This is a genomic window from Streptomyces sp. 1331.2, from assembly GCF_900199205.1.
Taxonomy (GTDB): domain Bacteria; phylum Actinomycetota; class Actinomycetes; order Streptomycetales; family Streptomycetaceae; genus Kitasatospora.
The window spans coordinates 85,547-102,069 of sequence record NZ_OBMJ01000001.1 but is presented as its reverse complement, the minus strand read 5'-3'; the positions used below and the strand labels follow the sequence as shown (position 1 = coordinate 102,069).

Genomic DNA, 16,523 nt, shown 5'->3' with positions numbered 1-16,523 from the left:
CTGATGGTCGGTAGTGTGTCGGGCGCGGTGGTGTTTGTCACCCTCCTTGTTTTGCTGGGGTGGTGTCGTGTGGTGGGGTGTTTGGGCTTCATCGGCGGGTTTGATCGGCGGTACCCGGGGTGGTGTTCGGTTTGTTCTGTTGTCGGGGTTGTTCGGTGCGGATTCATGAGAATTGTCTGTGATCGTGTGCTGGCTGCATCCGGTGTAGGACCGGTGGGGTCATGGTGGGTGGGCGCGTTTGCCGTGCGGTGACGCGTGTGCCGTTTGCTGTCACGGTCTGTCTGTGCTGTCGGTACGACCGGAGTCGAGGGAAACCCATCTGATGGACGCACGTGACGACTTGTCGGGTCCGGGCACGTTGGACCGCCCGTGTCCGGGTCAGGTGGCGGGCTGGCCGTTGTCGCGGCCTGCGCATCCGCGTAGCTTGTTCGATGTCATCGCTGCTACTGCTGACGCCCATCCCGATGCGCTCGCGCTCGATACCGGTGACACTGTGCTGGACTATCGTGCTCTGCTCCGCCGGGTCGATGTCCTGGCCGCTTCGCTTGCCGCCCGTGGTATCGGTTGTGGTGACCGCGTGGGTGTGCGTATCCCTTCGGGTACGGCCGGCCTGTACGTCGCGATCCTTGCCGTGTTGCGCTGCGGCGCTGCTTACGTTCCGGTGGATGCCGAGGATCCCGACGAGCGCGCGGAGATGATCTGGCGGGATGCCGGTGTGTGTGCTGTCCTGGGCGCGGACGCTGTCCTGGATGCGGGGTGCGCTCGCCCGGGTGGGCGCCCGGCGTGGCCTGCGCCCTCTGACGATGCCTGGATCATCTTCACTTCCGGTACGACCGGCCGTCCCAAGGGTGTCGCGGTGACTCACCGTGCCGCTGCTGCTTTCGTCGATGCCGAGGCCCGTCTTTTCCTGCGCCATCGCCCCTTGGGTCCCGGTGATCGTGTCCTGGCCGGTTTGTCGGTGGCTTTCGATGCCTCGTGTGAGGAGATGTGGCTGGCGTGGCGTCACGGCGCCTGCCTTGTGCCTGCCCCGCGCTCTCTCGTCAAAGCCGGCAGCGATCTCGGCCCCTGGCTGGTGGAGCGGCGTATCACGGCGGTGTCCACCGTTCCTACCCTGCTCGCCTTGTGGCCGCAGGAATGCCTGGAGGCGGTGCGCCTGATCATTGTCGGCGGTGAAGCCTGCCCGGCCGAACTCGTCGAGCGTCTGGCCATCGGCGGCCGCGAGTTCTGGAATACCTACGGTCCTACCGAGACCACTGTCGTCGCCACTGCCGCCCGTCTGTTGCCCGGCCGTCCTGTGCGCATCGGTGCCCCTCTGGACGGCTGGGAGATCGCCGTCGTGGACCCGGCCGGAAACCCCGTGCCCTGGTACGGCAGTGGTGAACTGCTGATCACCGGCGTCGGTACCGCCCGCTACCTCGACCCCGTCAAGGACGCCGAGAAGTTCAGCGCCCACCCTGCCCTGTCCTCACCGCGCGTCTACCGCAGCGGCGACCTGGTGCGTAACGACCCCGAAGGCCTGGTCTTCCTCGGCCGTGCCGACGACCAGGTCAAACTCGGCGGCCGGCGTATCGAGCTCGGCGAGATCGACGCTGCCCTGCAGGCCCTGCCCGGTATCCGGGCCGCGGCCGCCGCCGTGCGCAAGACCCCCGCCGGCGCCGACCTGCTCGTCGGCTACCTCGTCGCCCGCCCCCACACCACCCCCGACCTCGCCGCCGCCCGCCGCCACCTCCTCGAACAGCTGCCCGCCCCGCTGGTCCCGGTCCTCGCCCTCGTCGACTCCCTGCCCACCCGCACCTCCGGCAAAGTCGACCGCGCCGCTCTGCCCTGGCCCCTGACCACCACCACCGGCCCCGCCGCCACCACCACCACCACCGCCGGAACCGCCACCGGCCCCGGCCTCGACGGCACCGCGGGAACCACCGGCCTCGGCGGCACCGCCGGCACTGCGGGAACGGCCGGTCCCGGCCTCGGCGGCACCGCCACCGCCGCCGGAACTGCGGGAACGGCCGGTCCCGGCCTCGGCGGAACCGCGGGAACCGCCGGCCCCGCCACCGCCGCGGGAGCTGCGGGAACGGCTGGTCTCGGTTTCGGCGGTACTGCCGGTCTGCTCGCCGCGCAGTGGGAGCGGCTGCTGGGTAGCGCGCCCGGTCTCCGTGATGACTTTTTCGTCCTCGGTGGTTCCAGCCTTACCGCTGCCCGTCTTGTCTCGGAGCTGCGTACCCGTCACGGTGGCGTCTCTGTCGCCGATCTGTATGCCCACCCGGTCCTGGCTGACCTCGCGGCCTATCTCGACACCCTCACCCCCACCACCGCACCCCCCACCACCGCCGGCACTGACACCGCCGCGGGAGCTGCGGGAACGGCCGGTCTCGGTTTCGGCGGCACTGCCGGTCTGCTCGCCGGACAGTGGGAGCGGCTGTTGGGTAGCGCGCCTGGTCTCCGTGATGACTTCTTCGTTCTCGGTGGTTCCAGCCTTACCGCTGCCCGTCTTGTGTCGGAGCTGCGTACCCGTCACGGTGGCGTCTCTGTCGCCGATCTGTATGCCCACCCGGTCCTGGCTGACCTCGCGGCCTATCTCGACACCCTCACCCCCACCACCGCACCCCCCACCACCCCCGACACCCGCGACACCGCGGGAACCGCGGGAACGGCCGGTCCCGCCGGCACCCGCGACACTGCCGGCACTGCCGGCACCCGCGACACTGCCGGCACCCGCGACACCCTCACCCCCACCACCGCACCCCCCACCACCCCTGGCACCGCCGGCACCGCCGGCACCGCCGGCACCCGCGACACGGCCGGCATTGCCGACACCCCCGCACCCCCCGGCACGGCCGGCACTGCCGGCACGGCTGGCACTGCCGGCGCTGCTGGCACTGCTGGCGGGCGGGCTGGGCGTGGTGACCCGGCCGGCGGTGTGCGGTGGCGCCCTGTGCGGCGTATCCCGCGTACTGCCGTGGTCTGGCAGAGTCTGTTGCTCTTGGCCATGTTCACTCTTGCCGGGCTGCGTTGGATCCTGGCGCTCATTGCTTTGGACAATCTCACCGGTAACCATCTTTCCTGGGCCCCGCACAGTTCCTGGTGGCCCGTTGCTGCCGGTCTCGTTCTCTTTTACAGTGCCCCCGGCCGTACCCTGCTCGCCGCTGCCGGCGCCCGCGTTTTCACTGCCGGTATCCGCCCTGGCAGTCATCCCCGTGGTGGCCATGTCCATCTGCGCCTGTGGGCTGCCGAACGCTACACCGCGCTGTTTGCTACCGCGGCGCTCGCCGGTACCCCTTGGGCGGTGCGCTATGCCCGTGCTCTGGGTTGCCGGGTCGGGGAGGGCGTGCGCCTGCACACTCTGCCTCCTGTCACCGGCCTCGCCCGCCTGGGTGCCGGCAGCTGTCTGGAACCCGAAGCCGACATCGCCGGCTGGTGGCTCGATGGTGACACTCTCCACCTGGGCCGCATCGACGTCGGTGAAGGCGCCCGTATCGGCCACCGTGCCACCCTCATGCCCGGCGCCCGTATCGGCGCTCACGCCGAGATCGCCCCGGGCTCCTGCGTCACCGCCACCGTCCCTGCCGGCGAGCACTGGCACGGCTCCCCGGCCCGTCCCGCCGCCCGACCCGGCGCCTGCTGGCCCGCCGAGCCCGCCCCTGCCGCGCGTACCCGCAATCCCTGGAACCTCGCCTACGGTGCCGCTTTCGCCTTCCTGGGCCTCGTCCCGGTCATCTCCGCCCTGCCGGCCCTGGCCATCGTCTACCCCCTCATCGACACCGACCGCACCCTGGCCGACGCCCTCCTGCAGCTCCTGCCCGCCACCATTCCCCTCGCCGCTCTCACCCTGCTGTGCCACGCCGCGCTCATAGTGCTGCTCGTGCGCCTGTTCTCCCTGCCCCTGACGCCCGGCCACCACCGCGCCGACGGCCGTGTCGCCTTCTGTGCCTGGGCCGTCAGCCGCCTCAGCGACACCGCCCGCCGCACCCTGTTCCCCTTCTACGCCGGCTTGTTCACCCCCGTGTGGCTGCGCCTGCTCGGCGCCCGCATCGGCCGGCGTGTCGAAGCCTCCACCGTCCTGGCCCTGCCCGGCCTCATGCACGTCGACGACGGCGCTTTCCTCGCCGACGACACCCTCATCGCCCCCTACGAACTGCGCGGCAACTGGCTGCGTCTGGGCCCCGCCCACATCGGACGCCGTTCCTTCGTCGGCAACTCCGGCATCGTCGGCCCCGGCCGCCACCTGCCCGCGAACTGCCTCGTCGGCGTCCTGTCCGACGCCCCCCAGGGCGCCCCCGAAGGCTCCTCCTGGCTCGGCCGTCCCGCCTTCGCCCTGCCCCGCGTCGCCGACAGCGGCGCCGACGCCCGCACCTACAACCCGCCCCGGCGCCTGATGTGGGCGCGTGCCGGCGTCGAAGCGTGCCGGCTGCTGCCCGTCATCCTCGCCGCCCTCCTGGGCGACCTCGTCCTCGCCGTCCTGCAGGAACTGCGCGACGCCTACGGCCTGGGCACCGCCCTGGCCGGCGCCGGCCTCGTCCTCATCGGCGCCGCCGTCATCGCCTGCGCCCTCACCACCGCCGCCAAATGGCTGCTGGTCGGACGCTTCCGCCCCGCCGAACACCCCCTGTGGTCCACCTTCGTGTGGCGCAACGAGCTCTACGACACCTTCGTCGAGGAACTCGCCATGCCCTTCGGCGGCCACACCCTCACCGGCACCCCCTACCTGAACGTGTGGCTGCGCAGCCTCGGCGCCCGCATCGGGCGCGGCGTGTGGTGCGAGACCCACTGGCTGCCCGAGAGCGATCTGGTCACCGTCGAAGCCGGCGCCAGCGTCAACCGCGGCACCGTCCTGCAGACCCACCTCTTCCACGACCGCGTCATGCGCCTGGGCCCCGTGCACCTCGGCGCCGGCTCCACCACCGGCCCGCACTCCATCGTCCTGCTCAACGCCACCCTGGGCGCCGGCGCCTGCGTCGGCCCCGCCTCCCTCGTCATGCGCGGCGAGAACGTCCCCGGCGCCACCCGCTGGCTCGGCAACCCCGTCGCCGCCTGGAACGCCGACCCCACCCCACCCCCCGGCCGGCGCGCCCAACGCGGGCGCCGCCGCAGCACCACCCGCTGACCCGGGACCGGCCACCGCACACGGCCCCGGGCCCGGGTGCCGCCCGGACACCGGCATCCGCTCACGCACCGGCGCTGCTCATGCACCGGCACCCGCTCACGCACCGGCGCTGCTCATGCACCGGCACCCGCTCACGCACCGGGACCGGGCACCGCACACGGCCCCGGGACCGGGCCCAGGTGCCGCCCGGACACCGGCACCCGCTCACGCACCGGCGCCCGCTCACGCACCGGCACCCGCTCACGCACCGGCGCTGCTCACGCACCGGCACCCGCTCACGCACCGGCGCTGCTCACGCACCGGCACCCGCTCACGCACCGGCGCTGCTCATGCACCGGCACCCGCTCACGCACCGGGACCGGGCACCGCACACGGCCCCGGGACCGGGCCCAGGTGCCGCCCGGACACCGGCACCCGCTCACGCACCGGCGCTGCTCACGCACCGGCACCCGCTCACGCACCGGGACCGGGCACTGCACACGGCCCCGGGACCGGGCACCGCACACGGCCCCGGGACCGGGCCCAGGTGCCGCCCGGACACCGGCACCCGCTCACGCACCGGCATCCGCTCATGCACCGGTGCTGCTCGTGCACCGCAGGTGCGGGCGCGTAGCTGGTAGTGGAGGTCTTCCCGGCGCCCGGCGCCCGGGCTGCGGTGGTTCCTCAGGCCGGCCCGGATCTCCTCCAGGGTCGCCGTGCCGGGTGCGTCGCCGCGCAGGGCCAGCGCGGCGGCGGCTTCCAGACGGGCGTCGACGTGAGGGTCCGCGAGGCGGGCCGCCAGCACGGCGCGCAGCGCCGGGGAGTCGGTGTCGCAGTGGGCCAGGCCGTGCAGCGCGCTCGTCCGGATGTGCTCCACCGGGTCGTCGGCCAGGCGCAGCAGGGCGGCCAGGGCGTGGGGGCGCTGGGCCGTGAGAGCGGGCAGCGTCCGGGCGACGGCCCCGTGTACGTCCGGGGCGCGGTGGCCGGCGTGGGCCGGGACGGCCGCCGGTTCCTCGCGCGTGCATGGACGCGCTCCTCGGGCTGAGGCCCGAGGATTGCGGCCCGTGCCGCAGAGTGCGGCACGACCGTGGCTTCCTGCTTCACCGACCTGTGCCGACGCTTGCGCCGGTCTTACCTGGTCTCCACAGGCCTTTCGAACCCGAGGGTTGCGTTCCCGCCCGTCCGGCGGTACCTGACCCGTCGGCCGTACCTGACGCCGTTGCGCCGTGACGGCGAATCGGCTCTTTCTGACCCGCTGACGCGGGAAAGTCGGCTTCACCACCGCCGTGAACGGCGGAACACTGCCGACGATCCCGGTAGCCGGTGAAGGCGGAGACGACGGCGGCTCGCAGGGCGTACGGGTCGCGTTCGGTGCCAGCAGCGGGCGCAGGAACGCTCTGCCTCCCGGGCGTACGGCGGTTCGCCCTCGACCTCGGGGTTGAAGCCGTACCCCAGGAAGTCGATCGCGTCGAGCGCGAAGCGCCTACGGCCCAGCGCCCCGCCGCCGCCGTCGCCGTCGCCGCTGCCGCTGCTGCCGCTTGTCGCCGTCGCCGTCGTCGTCGTTGCCGTTGCCGTTGCCGTTGCCGCTGCTGCCGCTTGTCGTCGTTGCCGCTGCTGTCGCTGTCGCTGTCGCTGTCGCTGTCGCTGTCGCTGCTGTCGCTGCCGCTGTCGCTGCCGCTGCCGTCGCTGTCGCTGCCGTCGCTGCCGTCGTCGCTGCTGTCGTCGAGGGCGTCTTCGGCGGCCGCGTGGGCCCAGTCGAACATCTCCTGGCTCTGCGCGAAGGCGATCCGGCACAGCGACTCGTGCCAGTCGTCGTGGCCGGGGTCGGCGTGGACCAGGGCGCGGGCCATCAGCTCGTCCGGCGGGTGGTGGATGCCGGGCCTTGCCTCCACAGCGGTGATGACCGCCCACAACGCCGACAGCCCGCACCGCCCCGGCCCCGGCCCGGGCCATGCGCAGCGCGCGCCGGTGCGGGCTGTCGGCGTCCGGCGGGTCGCGCAGGGGGGGCATCGGCGCGTCCAGGGTCCGGTAGGCGCCGTTCCCGGTGGCCCAGGGGCGGGTCGGGTCGACGTCCCAGCGCACGACGAACTCCCCGGGCGGCCTCCGGGCGCCCGGCGTACGCGGCGGGCGCCGGCAGCGCGGTGCCGTCCTCGTTGGTGAACCCGCGCGCGTCCTCCAGTACGTCGAAGACCGTGGTGTCGTCGCCGCGCTCGACGGCGGCCGGCAGCATTGGAAGACCCCGCCGGCCGATCATGCCCGCGCCGCGCCCATCCCTGGGCGAGCGCTTTTGCCGGCGACCGCCGGCCGTCCCTTCGGCGCCCGGGGTGCCGGACAAGGCCGGGGGCCGGGGCCGCCGACGGCACGATCGAAAGACGGCGGCCCCGGCCCCGGGTCCGGGTTCCGTACGGGCGGGGGCATCGACCGCGGACGTGCCCGTACGGGTGCGGTCGCCCGCCATTCGACAACTTCAACAGGACTTGAAGTCAAGCCCCCGCACCTCCCGGCAGGCCACCGGCAGGCCACCGGCACCTCCCGGCAGGCCCCCGCCAGGGCTCCGGCAGGGCCCCGGCCGTCCGTGTGGTCCCGGTGCCGGGTAGCCTCGCTCTGGGCAGGGCCTTGGGACGAGGCGGACAGGGCGGGCGGATGACGGAGCAGCAGCGCAGCTACTGGCGGGTGTCGGACGGTGCGGCCGTCAGCGCCTCCCAGGCACAGATCGTGTGGACCAGGGCGGCCTACCCCGCTCTGGTGGAGGTGGCACGCCGCTACCACGCGGTGATCACTTCCGCGGACCTGGCCGAGGCGGTCCAGGAGGCCTCCGGGGTGCGTACCCGGGTCAACCAGCGGCACTGGATCGGCAAGGTCCTGTCCCTGGTGGTCCTCGAAGCCCACCGGCGCGGCGACCCGCCGCTGACGGCCCTGGTGGTCCACGCGGCGGACGGCAAGGTCGGCGCCGGCTACCAGGAGGTGCTGGCGGTGGCCGGACAGCCGCCGCTCGCGCAGGAGATGGACCGCGAACAGCACGCCGCCGCCGCCCGCCTGGCCTGCTACCGGCACTTCGGCGCCGACCTGCCCGCCGACGGCGGCACCCCCGCCCTCGCCCCGCGCCTGCGCGCCGCACTGCAGCGCAAGACGGCCGCCACCACCACCCGCACCTCCGCGCACGCCGCCGCCTCCGTCTCGGCTGCGGCCGCTGCGCCGCGGCCGCCGGCGATCTGCCCGAACTGCTTCCTGGAACTGCCGGCCACCCGGGTGTGCGACTCCTGCGGGCAGAGCGTCGCACCCTGACCGCCCCTTCGGGCGCAGGCGGCCGGTGGCCGGCCGTCACCGGGTGCCGGCTGTCACCGGGTGCCGGCCGGCGCGGGCATCCGCCCGGGCATCCGCCAGCCCTGGGCCAGCCGTGAGGGGGCCAGGCGCCGCCCGCCGCCGAAGAACTCGCAGAACTTCATGATCAGCGGGTCCCAGCCGAGCGGGTCCACGTAGTGGCCGGTACCCGGCACGATCAGGCTCTCCTCGACGTGCGCGCGCACGACCGTGACCTCGAAGGCCGTACAGCCCTCGTTGCCCGCCATCGGCGTCGCCGCCTCCAGCCGGCACTCCAGCTGCACCGGGCACTCGGCCGCCCGCGGTGCCCGCACCAGCTCGCCCGCCACCTCGGTCAGCCCGGCCGCGGCGAACTTGCCCCGCTCGTGGCGGTAGCCCTGGCGCAGCCGGTACTCGGCGATGCGCGGGTTGGCGGTCAGCAGCGCCAGTGCGTCCACGGCGTCCACCTGCGCCGAGGAGGGCAGGTTCAGCACGCACTCGCCCTCGCGCCGCAGGTTGGCCGAGGTCTGGGAACTGTTGCCCAGCCCCAGCACGCAGGACTGCCCCAGCCACCACGCCGAGGACATCGGCGCGAGGTTGGCGCTGCCGTCCTCGTTGCGCGAGCCGATCAGCACCACCGGGGTGCCGAAGTACAGGACCTTGAGGTCGGTCACCTTGTGCACGGGAACTGCCGTCCTTGGGGGGTCGGGGGAGGGGACTGTCGTCGGCCACCGACTCTGCCCCCGCCCGCCCGGCGGCGCTGGCGGGGATCGGACATCCAGTTCCCGCCACCCGCCACCCGCCGCCCGCCGCCCGCCACCCCGCCACCCGCCGCTCCGCCGCTGACGGACCGGCCGGCCTGTCAGCCCACCGGTCCCCGGGCGGCGACCTGACGGGCCTGGCCGTCACGCAGCCGGTAGGACAGGCCCACCACCGCCACCGTGCCCTGGGCGACCTTCGCCGCCAGCGCCTGGGAACGCTCCACCAGCAGGTCCACCGTCTGACGGATGTGCTCGTCCACGATCGCGTCCCGGTCCTCGATGCCCGCCGCCTTCGCGGACAGCACGCTCGGCGTCACCCGCTCCACCACGTCCCGCACGAAGCCGCCCGGCATCCGCCCCTGCTCCAGCGAGTCCAGCGCCGCCGCCACCGCACCACAGGAGTCGTGCCCCAGCACCACCACCAGCGCACAGCCCAGCACGCTCACCCCGTACTCGATGCTGCCCAGCGCCTCCGCACCCGTCACGTGCCCGGCGGTACGCACCACGAACAGGTCGCCCAGCCCCTGGTCGAAGATGATCTCGGCGGCCAGGCGGGAGTCCGAACAGCCGAACAGCACCGCGAACGGCCGCTGCGCCGGCGCGAGCGCGGCCCGGCGCCCGGCGTCCTGATTGGGATGCTCAGGGTTGCCCGCGACGAACCGGGCATTGCCCTCCAGCAGCACCCGCAGCGCCTCGCCGGGGTCGGATATCGGATCGGGATCGGAAGCCGCCGTGGAGACGGATATCGGTGTGGGGATCATGCCAGCACCCTAGATCGTCCCAGGTCGGGCCCGCAGCCGGGGGCCGGGCGGGGGCCGGGCGGTGCCGGTCGGTGCCGGTCGGCCGCGGGCGGGTTGCCACCGGGCTGCGCAGGGCCAGGACGCCCGGTGCCCTGCTGTCCCCTGCGCCCGGCCGGCCGGGCCGTCCCCCGGGCCGTCCCCCGGGGTGGTCGGCGCGGTGGGGCGGGCGCAGGCGGGCCGCGCCGGACGGGGAGGCCCGTCTGTCACCGCCGGTGGGTACGGTGGCAGGCGTGTCCACCCCCGAGCCCCGCCCGGCCTCCGAGCCCCGCCCCACCTCCGGGCCCCGCCCGGCCTCCGGGCCCCGCCCGGCCTCCGGGCCCCGCCCGGCCTCCGGGCCCCGCCCGGCCTCCGAGCCCCGCCCGGCCTCCGGGCCCCGCCCGGCCTCCGAGCCCCGCCTGGCCTCCGAGCCCCGCCCCACCTCCGAGCCCCGCCCGGTTCGGGTGCCCGTCGCCGACCTCGTGCGGCTGCGCCGGGCCCGCGACCGGATGGACCGCGACTACGCGCAGCCCCTCGACGTGCCGGCACTCGCCCGCACCGCGCTGATGTCGCCCGGCCACTTCTCCCGCAGCTTCCGCGCCGCCTACGGCGAGACCCCGTACAGCTACCTGATGACCCGCCGGATCGAGCGGGCCAAGGCGCTGCTGCGGCGCGGGGACCTGAGCGTCACCGAGGTCTGCCTGGCGGTCGGCTGCACCTCGCTGGGCTCCTTCAGCACCCGCTTCGCCGAACTCGTCGGCGAGAGCCCCAGCGCCTACCGGGCCCGCGACCACGAGGACGGCGCCGCGATCCCCGCCTGCATCGCCAAGATCCGCACCCGCCCGGTGCGCCGCCCGCAAGCCAGCGGCGGGATCCCTCCCGTAGCGTGAGCCCCATGAGCATCGAACTCGCGCAGTGCTTCATCGCCGTCGACGACCACGACCGGGCCCTCGCCTTCTACCGCGACGTCCTCGGCTTCGAGGTGCGCAACGACGTCGGCTTCGAGGGCATGCGCTGGGTCACCGTCGGCTCGCCCGACCAGCCCGGTGTCGAGATCGTGCTGGAGCCGCCGCTGGCCGACCCCAACGCCTCCGAGGACGACCGCCGGGCCGCCGCCGAACTCCTCGCCAAGGGCCTGCTGCGCGGCGTCATCTTCCGTACCGACGACTGCGACGCCACCTTCGAACGCCTGCGCGCGGCCGGCGCCGAAGTCCTCCAGGAACCCATGGACCAGCCCTACGGCGTGCGCGACTGCGCCTTCCGCGACCCGGCGGGCAACATGCTGCGCTTCAACCAGCCCCGCACGGCCTGACCGCCCACCGCCCCGGTCCGGTCCACCCCCGTGGGGCCGGGCCGGGGCAGCCGGCGGGCGATCAGTGGTCAGGGGCCCGGCCGGTGGGTGCGCAGGCAGGCCAGCAGGACCTGGGCCACCGTGAGGGCGGCAAGCACCGACCACGGCAGGAGCCCGGCCCCGCGGCCAGGATCGCCGGGGCGAGGACGGGCCAGACGGTGGCCAGGCCTGCGCCCGGGTGCGGGTGCGGGTGACGGAGCATCATCGGTGCTCCTGCGGGCATCGCGGCGGGCGGGTCTTCGGGCGGGCCGGTGTGCGGGCCGGTGGCGGTCATGAGGCCTGGCGGGCCCGGTCGAGGAAGGTGCGCAGCGCGGCCCAGGCGTCGGCGGGGGCATGGGGGTCGCCGGACATCGCGGCGGGGTCCTCGCGCCAGGCGGTGCGCACGGCGCTCGACAGGGTGGTGTCGCCGCCGCTGAAGAGGCGGGCGAGTTCGTCGAGGCGTTCGGCGATGCGCCGCACCCGGGGGTCGGTGGGGGCGGTGCCGGCGGTGCGCAGGGCTTCGGCGCGCCGGTAGAGCTGGGGCCATTCGACCTCCAGCAGGTAGTGGGCGGCGGGGCCGAGGGCGGCGGCGTGGTCGGCGAGGGCGTGCAGCTGGTCGTCGTCGAGGTGGCGGCGCAGGGCCTCCTGGGCTGCGGGGCCGGTGGATCCGGTGGCGCCGGTGGCCCGGACCAGGCGCAGCAGGTCGGCGGTGTCGGGGGTGCGTGAGGCGGTGAGTTCGCCGTGCAGGTGGGCGAGGCGTTCGTGCAGGGCCTGCAGGGCGGTGAGGGAGGCCTCGGTGGCGGCCAGGTGCTCGCCCACCAGCCGCACGGGGTCGATGCCGGCGTCGAGGCAGGTGGCGATGGTCTCCAGGCCCAGGCCCAGGCGGCGCAGGGCGAGGACCTGGTAGAGGCGCACGACGTCCTGTTCGGTGTAGGCGCGGTGGCCGGAGGCGGTGCGCCGGGAGGGGCTGAGCAGGCCGATCCGGTCCCAGTGGTGCAGGGTGCGTACGGTCAGGCCGCAGGCCTCGGCGAGCGGGCCGACCTTCCAGGTCTGTTCGGTGGGCATGGCACGAGCATCCCTCCTCACGTCGCGTCAGGTGCAAGCCCGGGTGCCTCAGGCCCGGACCTCCCGATGCGAGAACCCCCGCCCGCCGCTTCGCCCCGGCCGTCGGCGCCGACGGGCTGCACTGCGCCGTGCGCCGCCCCGGCGTTCGGCCCCGAACAGGGCCACTGCCGCCCGTTCGGCGGCTGCCACGACCGGTCCACCGTCCACGACCCCGCGCTCGCCCGCGACCTCGACGGCTGGTTCCTGACGGACAACGCCCCCGGCGGCCGGGTCGCCGGCGCCCGCCCGGTGCGGCACGCCCGTTCCGCACGCCCGTTCCGGCCCGCCCGTTGCGGCACGCCCGTTCCGGCCGTCCGGCCGTGCGGCCGTGCGGGCTCAGGGGGAGGGGGCCGGCGCCGCGCCGGGCGCGGTGTCGCCCGTCAGGGTGCGCAGCAGGTCCTCGCCCAGGGCGAGGCCGGCCTCGGACTCGTCGGGCAGGCCGTAGTCGCGGTACCAGTCGCCCGGGGCCTCCGGGTGCGGGCCGCTGACCGCCACCCGCCCGGCACCGTACGGGGCGACGACCACGGCCGGGCGCCCGCCCGGGTAGCGGGCGAGGACCTGGGTGCCGGGGCCGTCGACGTCGAAGTACGGCCCGTCCTGGAAGTACATCCGCTGCGGGCGCCCGCGCCACAGCACGTCGACCAGCCGGTCCCGCTCGTCGCTCACGCTCGCGCCCGGCGAGCGCGCGTACTGCCCGGAGTCGCCCGGCAGCAGGTCGAAGCCCGGGTCGCCGGCCAGGTAACCGCCCATGCACAGCCCAGGTACCGCCCGCCGCCGCGCACATAGGCCCGCACCAGCTCCGGGGAGAAGCCGCTCTCGCGCCCCAGCAGCTCCCACGCGGTGCTCACCTCCTGCCCGTTGCTGCCACCGGGCTGCACGTACAGCGCCACGCCCGCCAGCGCGGACGGGCCGAACCGCAGCCGCTCCCGCGGCCCCACGTAGCGCACCGCGAACCCGCCGTGCTCCAGCATCGTGCGCGCCGCCTCCGGACAGCCCTCGCAGGCTGCCGGCCCCCGGTACACCAGCGCCAGCGGCCGGCCGTCCGCCGGCTGCGCCTGCCCGTCCCGCCGGGGGAGCCCCCGCAGCCCGCCGCCACCACCGCCAGCACCACCGCCAGCGCAGCCCGCACCCGACCACCCCGCACCCCGCACCCGCGCCACTCCTCCCCGGGGCCGCGAACCGCCTGCCGCGACGACGCTACGTCCCGCCCGCGGCCCGCCGCGAACCCGGGCCACGATCGGGTGGGTCCGCCGCGCCCGCGTTGACGACCGGTCCGGCTGCCAACGGTGCGGGCAGGCAGGGCAGTTACCGGTTCCCGGGCAGGCAGCCCGCCACCGCCGGCAGGTCCTGCTCGGCGATCGGCGCATCCGCCGGCCGCACCTCGCGGGCCGGCTCCTGCAAAGCGCCCAACTCCCCGGCCATCGCCAGCACTTCACCGGCCACCGTCACCGAGGCGACGATCGCGCCGATCACCACCACCAGCTTCCACGCCGCCCCCGCCCCCGGCCCGCCGCAGCGCCGCACCCTGTCCGCCGCAGCGCCGCAGCGCCGCACCCTGCCCCGCTGCTCCAGGACGGGCTGCGCGCGGTCCGGGTCGGCGTCCTTGCCGCCCGCGGGGACCATCAGGTCGCCGGTGGCCGCCGGTCCCGCACTGCCGATCACCGGCGCATCCACCAGGGCGACGCCGTACGGACGTTGTGCCCGCAGCCCGGCGACGGCCCGCGGGCCGATCGAGGACATGTCGATCCACGGGTGCCCGGCGCCGGCTCCGGGGCGAACCGCCGGGCGTGGCGGCCTCGGTGACGCCCCCGGCCCCGAGAGCGGCCCCGAGAGCGGCCCCGGGAGCGGCCCCGGGAGCGGCCCCGGTGGTGGGGGTGACGGTGAGGGCGGCCCGGGTGAGGCCGTCGGCGCGGCCGGGGGAGCGGTTCCCCCGGTCCGCGATCTCCCGGCAGGTCGCCACCCGGGAAGGCGAGTCGGGTACCGCGCTGTTCGACTGCCTGGCCCGCGCAGTGCGCCTGACCGGACACGGCCGCACCCTGCTTCCGCACGCCGAGGCGATGCCGGAACGCCTCGGCGCCACCCGCAGCGACCTGGCCGCGCTCACCGAACTCACCGCCGGGTGCCTGCGGGTGGGCGCCTTCGACAGCGCCAACGCCGCCCTCGTCCCCGCCGCCTTCCGCACCGCACACCCGCAGGTCGCGATCAGCCTCACCGAAGGCCTCTCGGCCCACCTGCTGGACCTGCTCGACGACGGCGCGATCGACCTCGCGGTCGTCGCCTGCTACGCGCAAGCCGCCTACGACAGCGAGAAGTTCGCCCTGCACCCGCTGCCGCAGGACCCGGTGCCGGCCTTCCTGCCGCCGGCCCACCGCCAGGCCGAGGCCACCCTCCTCGCGGCCTGCCTGCGCAGCGGCTTCCAGCCCCGCATCGAGGACACGGCCGCCGCCTGGAGCGCCGAACTCGGCCTGGTCGCCGCCGGGTTGGGCCTCACCCTGATCCCCTTCCTCGCCGCCCGCGCCGCCCGCGCCGCCCGTGCCGCCCGTGCCGCCCGCGCCGCCCGCCCCGACATTGCCCTCACCCCCCTGCGCCCCGGCGGCACCCCTGTCCGCCACGTCCACACGGCGACGAGGAAGGGCCGGCGTGCGGCGCCGGCGGTGGAGGCGTTCACAGCCCTGCCGGGAGAGGCCGCAGGGGGAGCGGGCGGGGCCGCCCTGCCGGGAGAGGCCGCAGGGGGAGCGGGCGGGGGCCGCTCCTACCGGCGCAGGGCGAGGACGCCGGCCAGGGTGCTGAGCGCGGGGCCCAGCAGCAGGAGCAGGCGGCGGGGCCGGGACTGCAGGGTCAGGCGCAGCCCGCCCACACGCAACTCCAGGAACGGGCGGGCGGAACGCTGCTGTCGGCTCACGTGGATCTCCGGGGATCGGGACAACTCGGTACGTCCCCCAGCACAATGGCCTGCACGGCAGTTGCGGCAGGCCGCAACCTCGACTTGCGGCGAACGGACGCACCATGCCGGCCGTGCAACACCGAGGAGGGCGTGCGTGACGCGGGAGCAGATGCCCGTACGGCGGGGGCTGGCCCCGCTGGACGAACGGCTGTCGGAGCCGGAGCGGCGCTGCGCGGAGCGCCTGCGGGAGCTGCGGGAGCGGATCGGCCTGTCCTCGCAGGAGTTGGCCGAGCGGCTGAGCGGGACGGGATCCGCGTCGACCGGACCCGGCTGTCGAAGTTCCTCAACGGCCGGGAGGTGCCCCGCCGCGAGATCGCGCAACGGCTGCACCGGCTGGCGGCCGCGTGCGAGGGCGGGGAGGTCTCGCCGCAGGAGGTCGCGCAGACCCGGGCGCTGATGTACGCGGCGGCGTGCGAGCGGAGCCCGCTGCAGGCCCGCGAGTTCGAGCTCGCCACCGCCCGCGAGGACCTCTACCGCCACCGCGCCCGGGCCGTCCAGGAGTTGGCCGACCTCAAGCAGGAACTCCAGGACGAGCGCGTCCGGCGCCAGGACGCGGAGCAGGCCCTGGAGGACCTGGTCTCCCGCGGCCGTGAGGAGGCCCGCATGCTGACCGAGGAACGGGACGCCGCGCTTGAGCGCATAGCCCGGCTCGAAGAGCAGATCCGGCAGGCCAGGGCCGCGCTCAGGCTGCGGGAGCGGGCCGTCGAAACCCTCGACCAGCTCTCGTGCGCCACGGATGTCGAACTGGCCGTGTGGGAGGGCGGCGGCCCGGGGGGCCTGGCGGGGATCTGCGCGGCGGTCGTCCACCTGCGCGACGCCGACGAGGACGAAGCAGCCGAACGACTCATCGAACAGACCGTGCTGGGCTACGCCGTCCGGGACGTCATGCGTCTCGTCGAGGAGTTCGAGGCGATGCGCCGGGTGTACGACAGCACCAGCGTCGAGCGTGCGCTTGCCCGGCTGCGCAAGCCCGTCGACCTCTTCCACTTCCTCTCCCGGGAGAGCGGGGAGGCAAAGGCGCGCTCGGCCCTGCTGACGGCGGTGGCCTCCTTCGCGCCCGTCGAGCACCTCGTCAGGCTTCACAAGGCCTGTGTGGAGCACGGGAGTTCGGAGCTGGACAGCGCTCTTCGCCGGGCCATGCTCAAGGAGGGACGGACGGTCCCGCAGACCAGCGAAGGCATGTGGGCGATGGACCTCAGGAACGCACTGGGCGTCTGAACGGACGGGC

13 protein-coding genes are annotated in these 16,523 nt (G+C 75.0%); 7 read left to right on the top strand and 6 right to left on the bottom strand.

The annotated features are described in order from the left end of the window. The first annotated feature begins 424 nt into the window (after positions 1–424). Both CRP52_RS00535 and CRP52_RS00530 read left to right on the top strand, forming a co-directional pair. Positions 425–5,101, top strand: a complete 4,677-nt coding sequence (locus tag CRP52_RS00535) for a Pls/PosA family non-ribosomal peptide synthetase (protein WP_441349054.1) — start codon at positions 425–427, stop codon at positions 5,099–5,101. 619 nt (positions 5,102–5,720) lie between these two features. Further along, positions 5,721–6,125 carry a hypothetical protein gene (locus CRP52_RS00530; protein ID WP_097234527.1) on the top strand — a complete coding sequence of 135 codons (405 nt, stop codon included), beginning with the start codon at positions 5,721–5,723 and terminating at the stop codon, positions 6,123–6,125. A gap of 55 nt (positions 6,126–6,180) precedes the next feature. Here CRP52_RS00530 and CRP52_RS37360 read toward each other — a convergent pair whose 3' ends face one another. Then, positions 6,181–6,930 (bottom strand): hypothetical protein, encoded by a 750-nt coding sequence (locus CRP52_RS37360; RefSeq protein WP_143685590.1) that lies wholly within the window; start codon positions 6,928–6,930, stop codon positions 6,181–6,183. Positions 6,931–7,723: 793 nt separating this feature from the next. Between CRP52_RS37360 and CRP52_RS00520 the strand changes: the two genes are divergently transcribed. Beyond that, complete coding sequence (locus CRP52_RS00520) at positions 7,724–8,365, top strand: hypothetical protein (RefSeq protein WP_257032203.1); 642 nt, start codon at positions 7,724–7,726, stop codon at positions 8,363–8,365. Between the two features lie 53 nt (positions 8,366–8,418). Here CRP52_RS00520 and CRP52_RS00515 read toward each other — a convergent pair whose 3' ends face one another. Both CRP52_RS00515 and CRP52_RS00510 read right to left on the bottom strand, forming a co-directional pair. Next, complete coding sequence (locus tag CRP52_RS00515; RefSeq protein WP_097234526.1) at positions 8,419–9,063, bottom strand: flavin reductase family protein; 645 nt, start codon at positions 9,061–9,063, stop codon at positions 8,419–8,421. 179 nt (positions 9,064–9,242) lie between these two features. Then, on the bottom strand, positions 9,243–9,902 hold the full coding sequence (locus tag CRP52_RS00510; protein ID WP_097234525.1) for a carbonic anhydrase: 660 nt from the start codon (positions 9,900–9,902) through the stop codon (positions 9,243–9,245). Positions 9,903–10,426: 524 nt separating this feature from the next. Here CRP52_RS00510 and CRP52_RS00500 point away from each other — a divergent pair. Both CRP52_RS00500 and CRP52_RS00495 read left to right on the top strand, forming a co-directional pair. Then, positions 10,427–10,807 carry a helix-turn-helix transcriptional regulator gene (locus tag CRP52_RS00500; protein ID WP_218893151.1) on the top strand — a complete coding sequence of 127 codons (381 nt, stop codon included), beginning with the start codon at positions 10,427–10,429 and terminating at the stop codon, positions 10,805–10,807. A gap of 5 nt (positions 10,808–10,812) precedes the next feature. Continuing rightward, positions 10,813–11,229, top strand: a complete 417-nt coding sequence (locus tag CRP52_RS00495) for a VOC family protein (RefSeq protein ID WP_097234522.1) — start codon at positions 10,813–10,815, stop codon at positions 11,227–11,229. 309 nt (positions 11,230–11,538) lie between these two features. On the opposite strand, the gene CRP52_RS00490 is transcribed toward CRP52_RS00495, so the two are convergent. The 3 genes from CRP52_RS00490 to CRP52_RS39055 all read right to left on the bottom strand — a co-directional run bounded on the left by CRP52_RS00490 (position 11,539) and on the right by CRP52_RS39055 (position 14,361). Then, on the bottom strand, positions 11,539–12,312 hold the full coding sequence (locus CRP52_RS00490; protein WP_097234521.1) for a MerR family transcriptional regulator: 774 nt from the start codon (positions 12,310–12,312) through the stop codon (positions 11,539–11,541). Between the two features lie 375 nt (positions 12,313–12,687). Further along, positions 12,688–13,101, bottom strand: a complete 414-nt coding sequence (locus CRP52_RS37945; RefSeq protein WP_179852637.1) for a hypothetical protein — start codon at positions 13,099–13,101, stop codon at positions 12,688–12,690. Between the two features lie 555 nt (positions 13,102–13,656). Next, on the bottom strand, positions 13,657–14,361 hold the full coding sequence (locus CRP52_RS39055) for an NAD(P)-binding domain-containing protein (RefSeq protein WP_257032979.1): 705 nt from the start codon (positions 14,359–14,361) through the stop codon (positions 13,657–13,659). Here CRP52_RS39055 and CRP52_RS39050 point away from each other — a divergent pair. Beyond that, positions 14,247–15,692, top strand: a complete 1,446-nt coding sequence (locus CRP52_RS39050) for a LysR substrate-binding domain-containing protein (protein WP_179852636.1) — start codon at positions 14,247–14,249, stop codon at positions 15,690–15,692. The genes CRP52_RS39055 and CRP52_RS39050 overlap by 115 nt on opposite strands. Then, entirely contained in the window at positions 15,593–16,513 is a 921-nt protein-coding gene (locus CRP52_RS00470) for a hypothetical protein (protein ID WP_097234518.1), read from the top strand. Before CRP52_RS39050 ends, CRP52_RS00470 begins: the two co-directional genes overlap by 100 nt. Positions 16,514–16,523: the final 10 nt, after the last annotated feature.

Coding starts and splice junctions, on each gene's coding strand:
- CRP52_RS00500 (WP_218893151.1), top strand. CDS start 10,427: ATGGACCGCGACTACGCGCAGCCCCTCGACGTGCCGGCACTCGCCCGC.
- CRP52_RS00510 (WP_097234525.1), bottom strand. CDS start 9,902: ATGATCCCCACACCGATATCCGTCTCCACGGCGGCTTCCGATCCCGAT.
- CRP52_RS00490 (WP_097234521.1), bottom strand. CDS start 12,312: ATGCCCACCGAACAGACCTGGAAGGTCGGCCCGCTCGCCGAGGCCTGC.
- CRP52_RS00520 (WP_257032203.1), top strand. CDS start 7,724: ATGACGGAGCAGCAGCGCAGCTACTGGCGGGTGTCGGACGGTGCGGCC.
- CRP52_RS37945 (WP_179852637.1), bottom strand. CDS start 13,101: ATGGGCGGTTACCTGGCCGGCGACCCGGGCTTCGACCTGCTGCCGGGC.
- CRP52_RS00495 (WP_097234522.1), top strand. CDS start 10,813: ATGAGCATCGAACTCGCGCAGTGCTTCATCGCCGTCGACGACCACGAC.
- CRP52_RS37360 (WP_143685590.1), bottom strand. CDS start 6,930: ATGGCCCGCGCCCTGGTCCACGCCGACCCCGGCCACGACGACTGGCAC.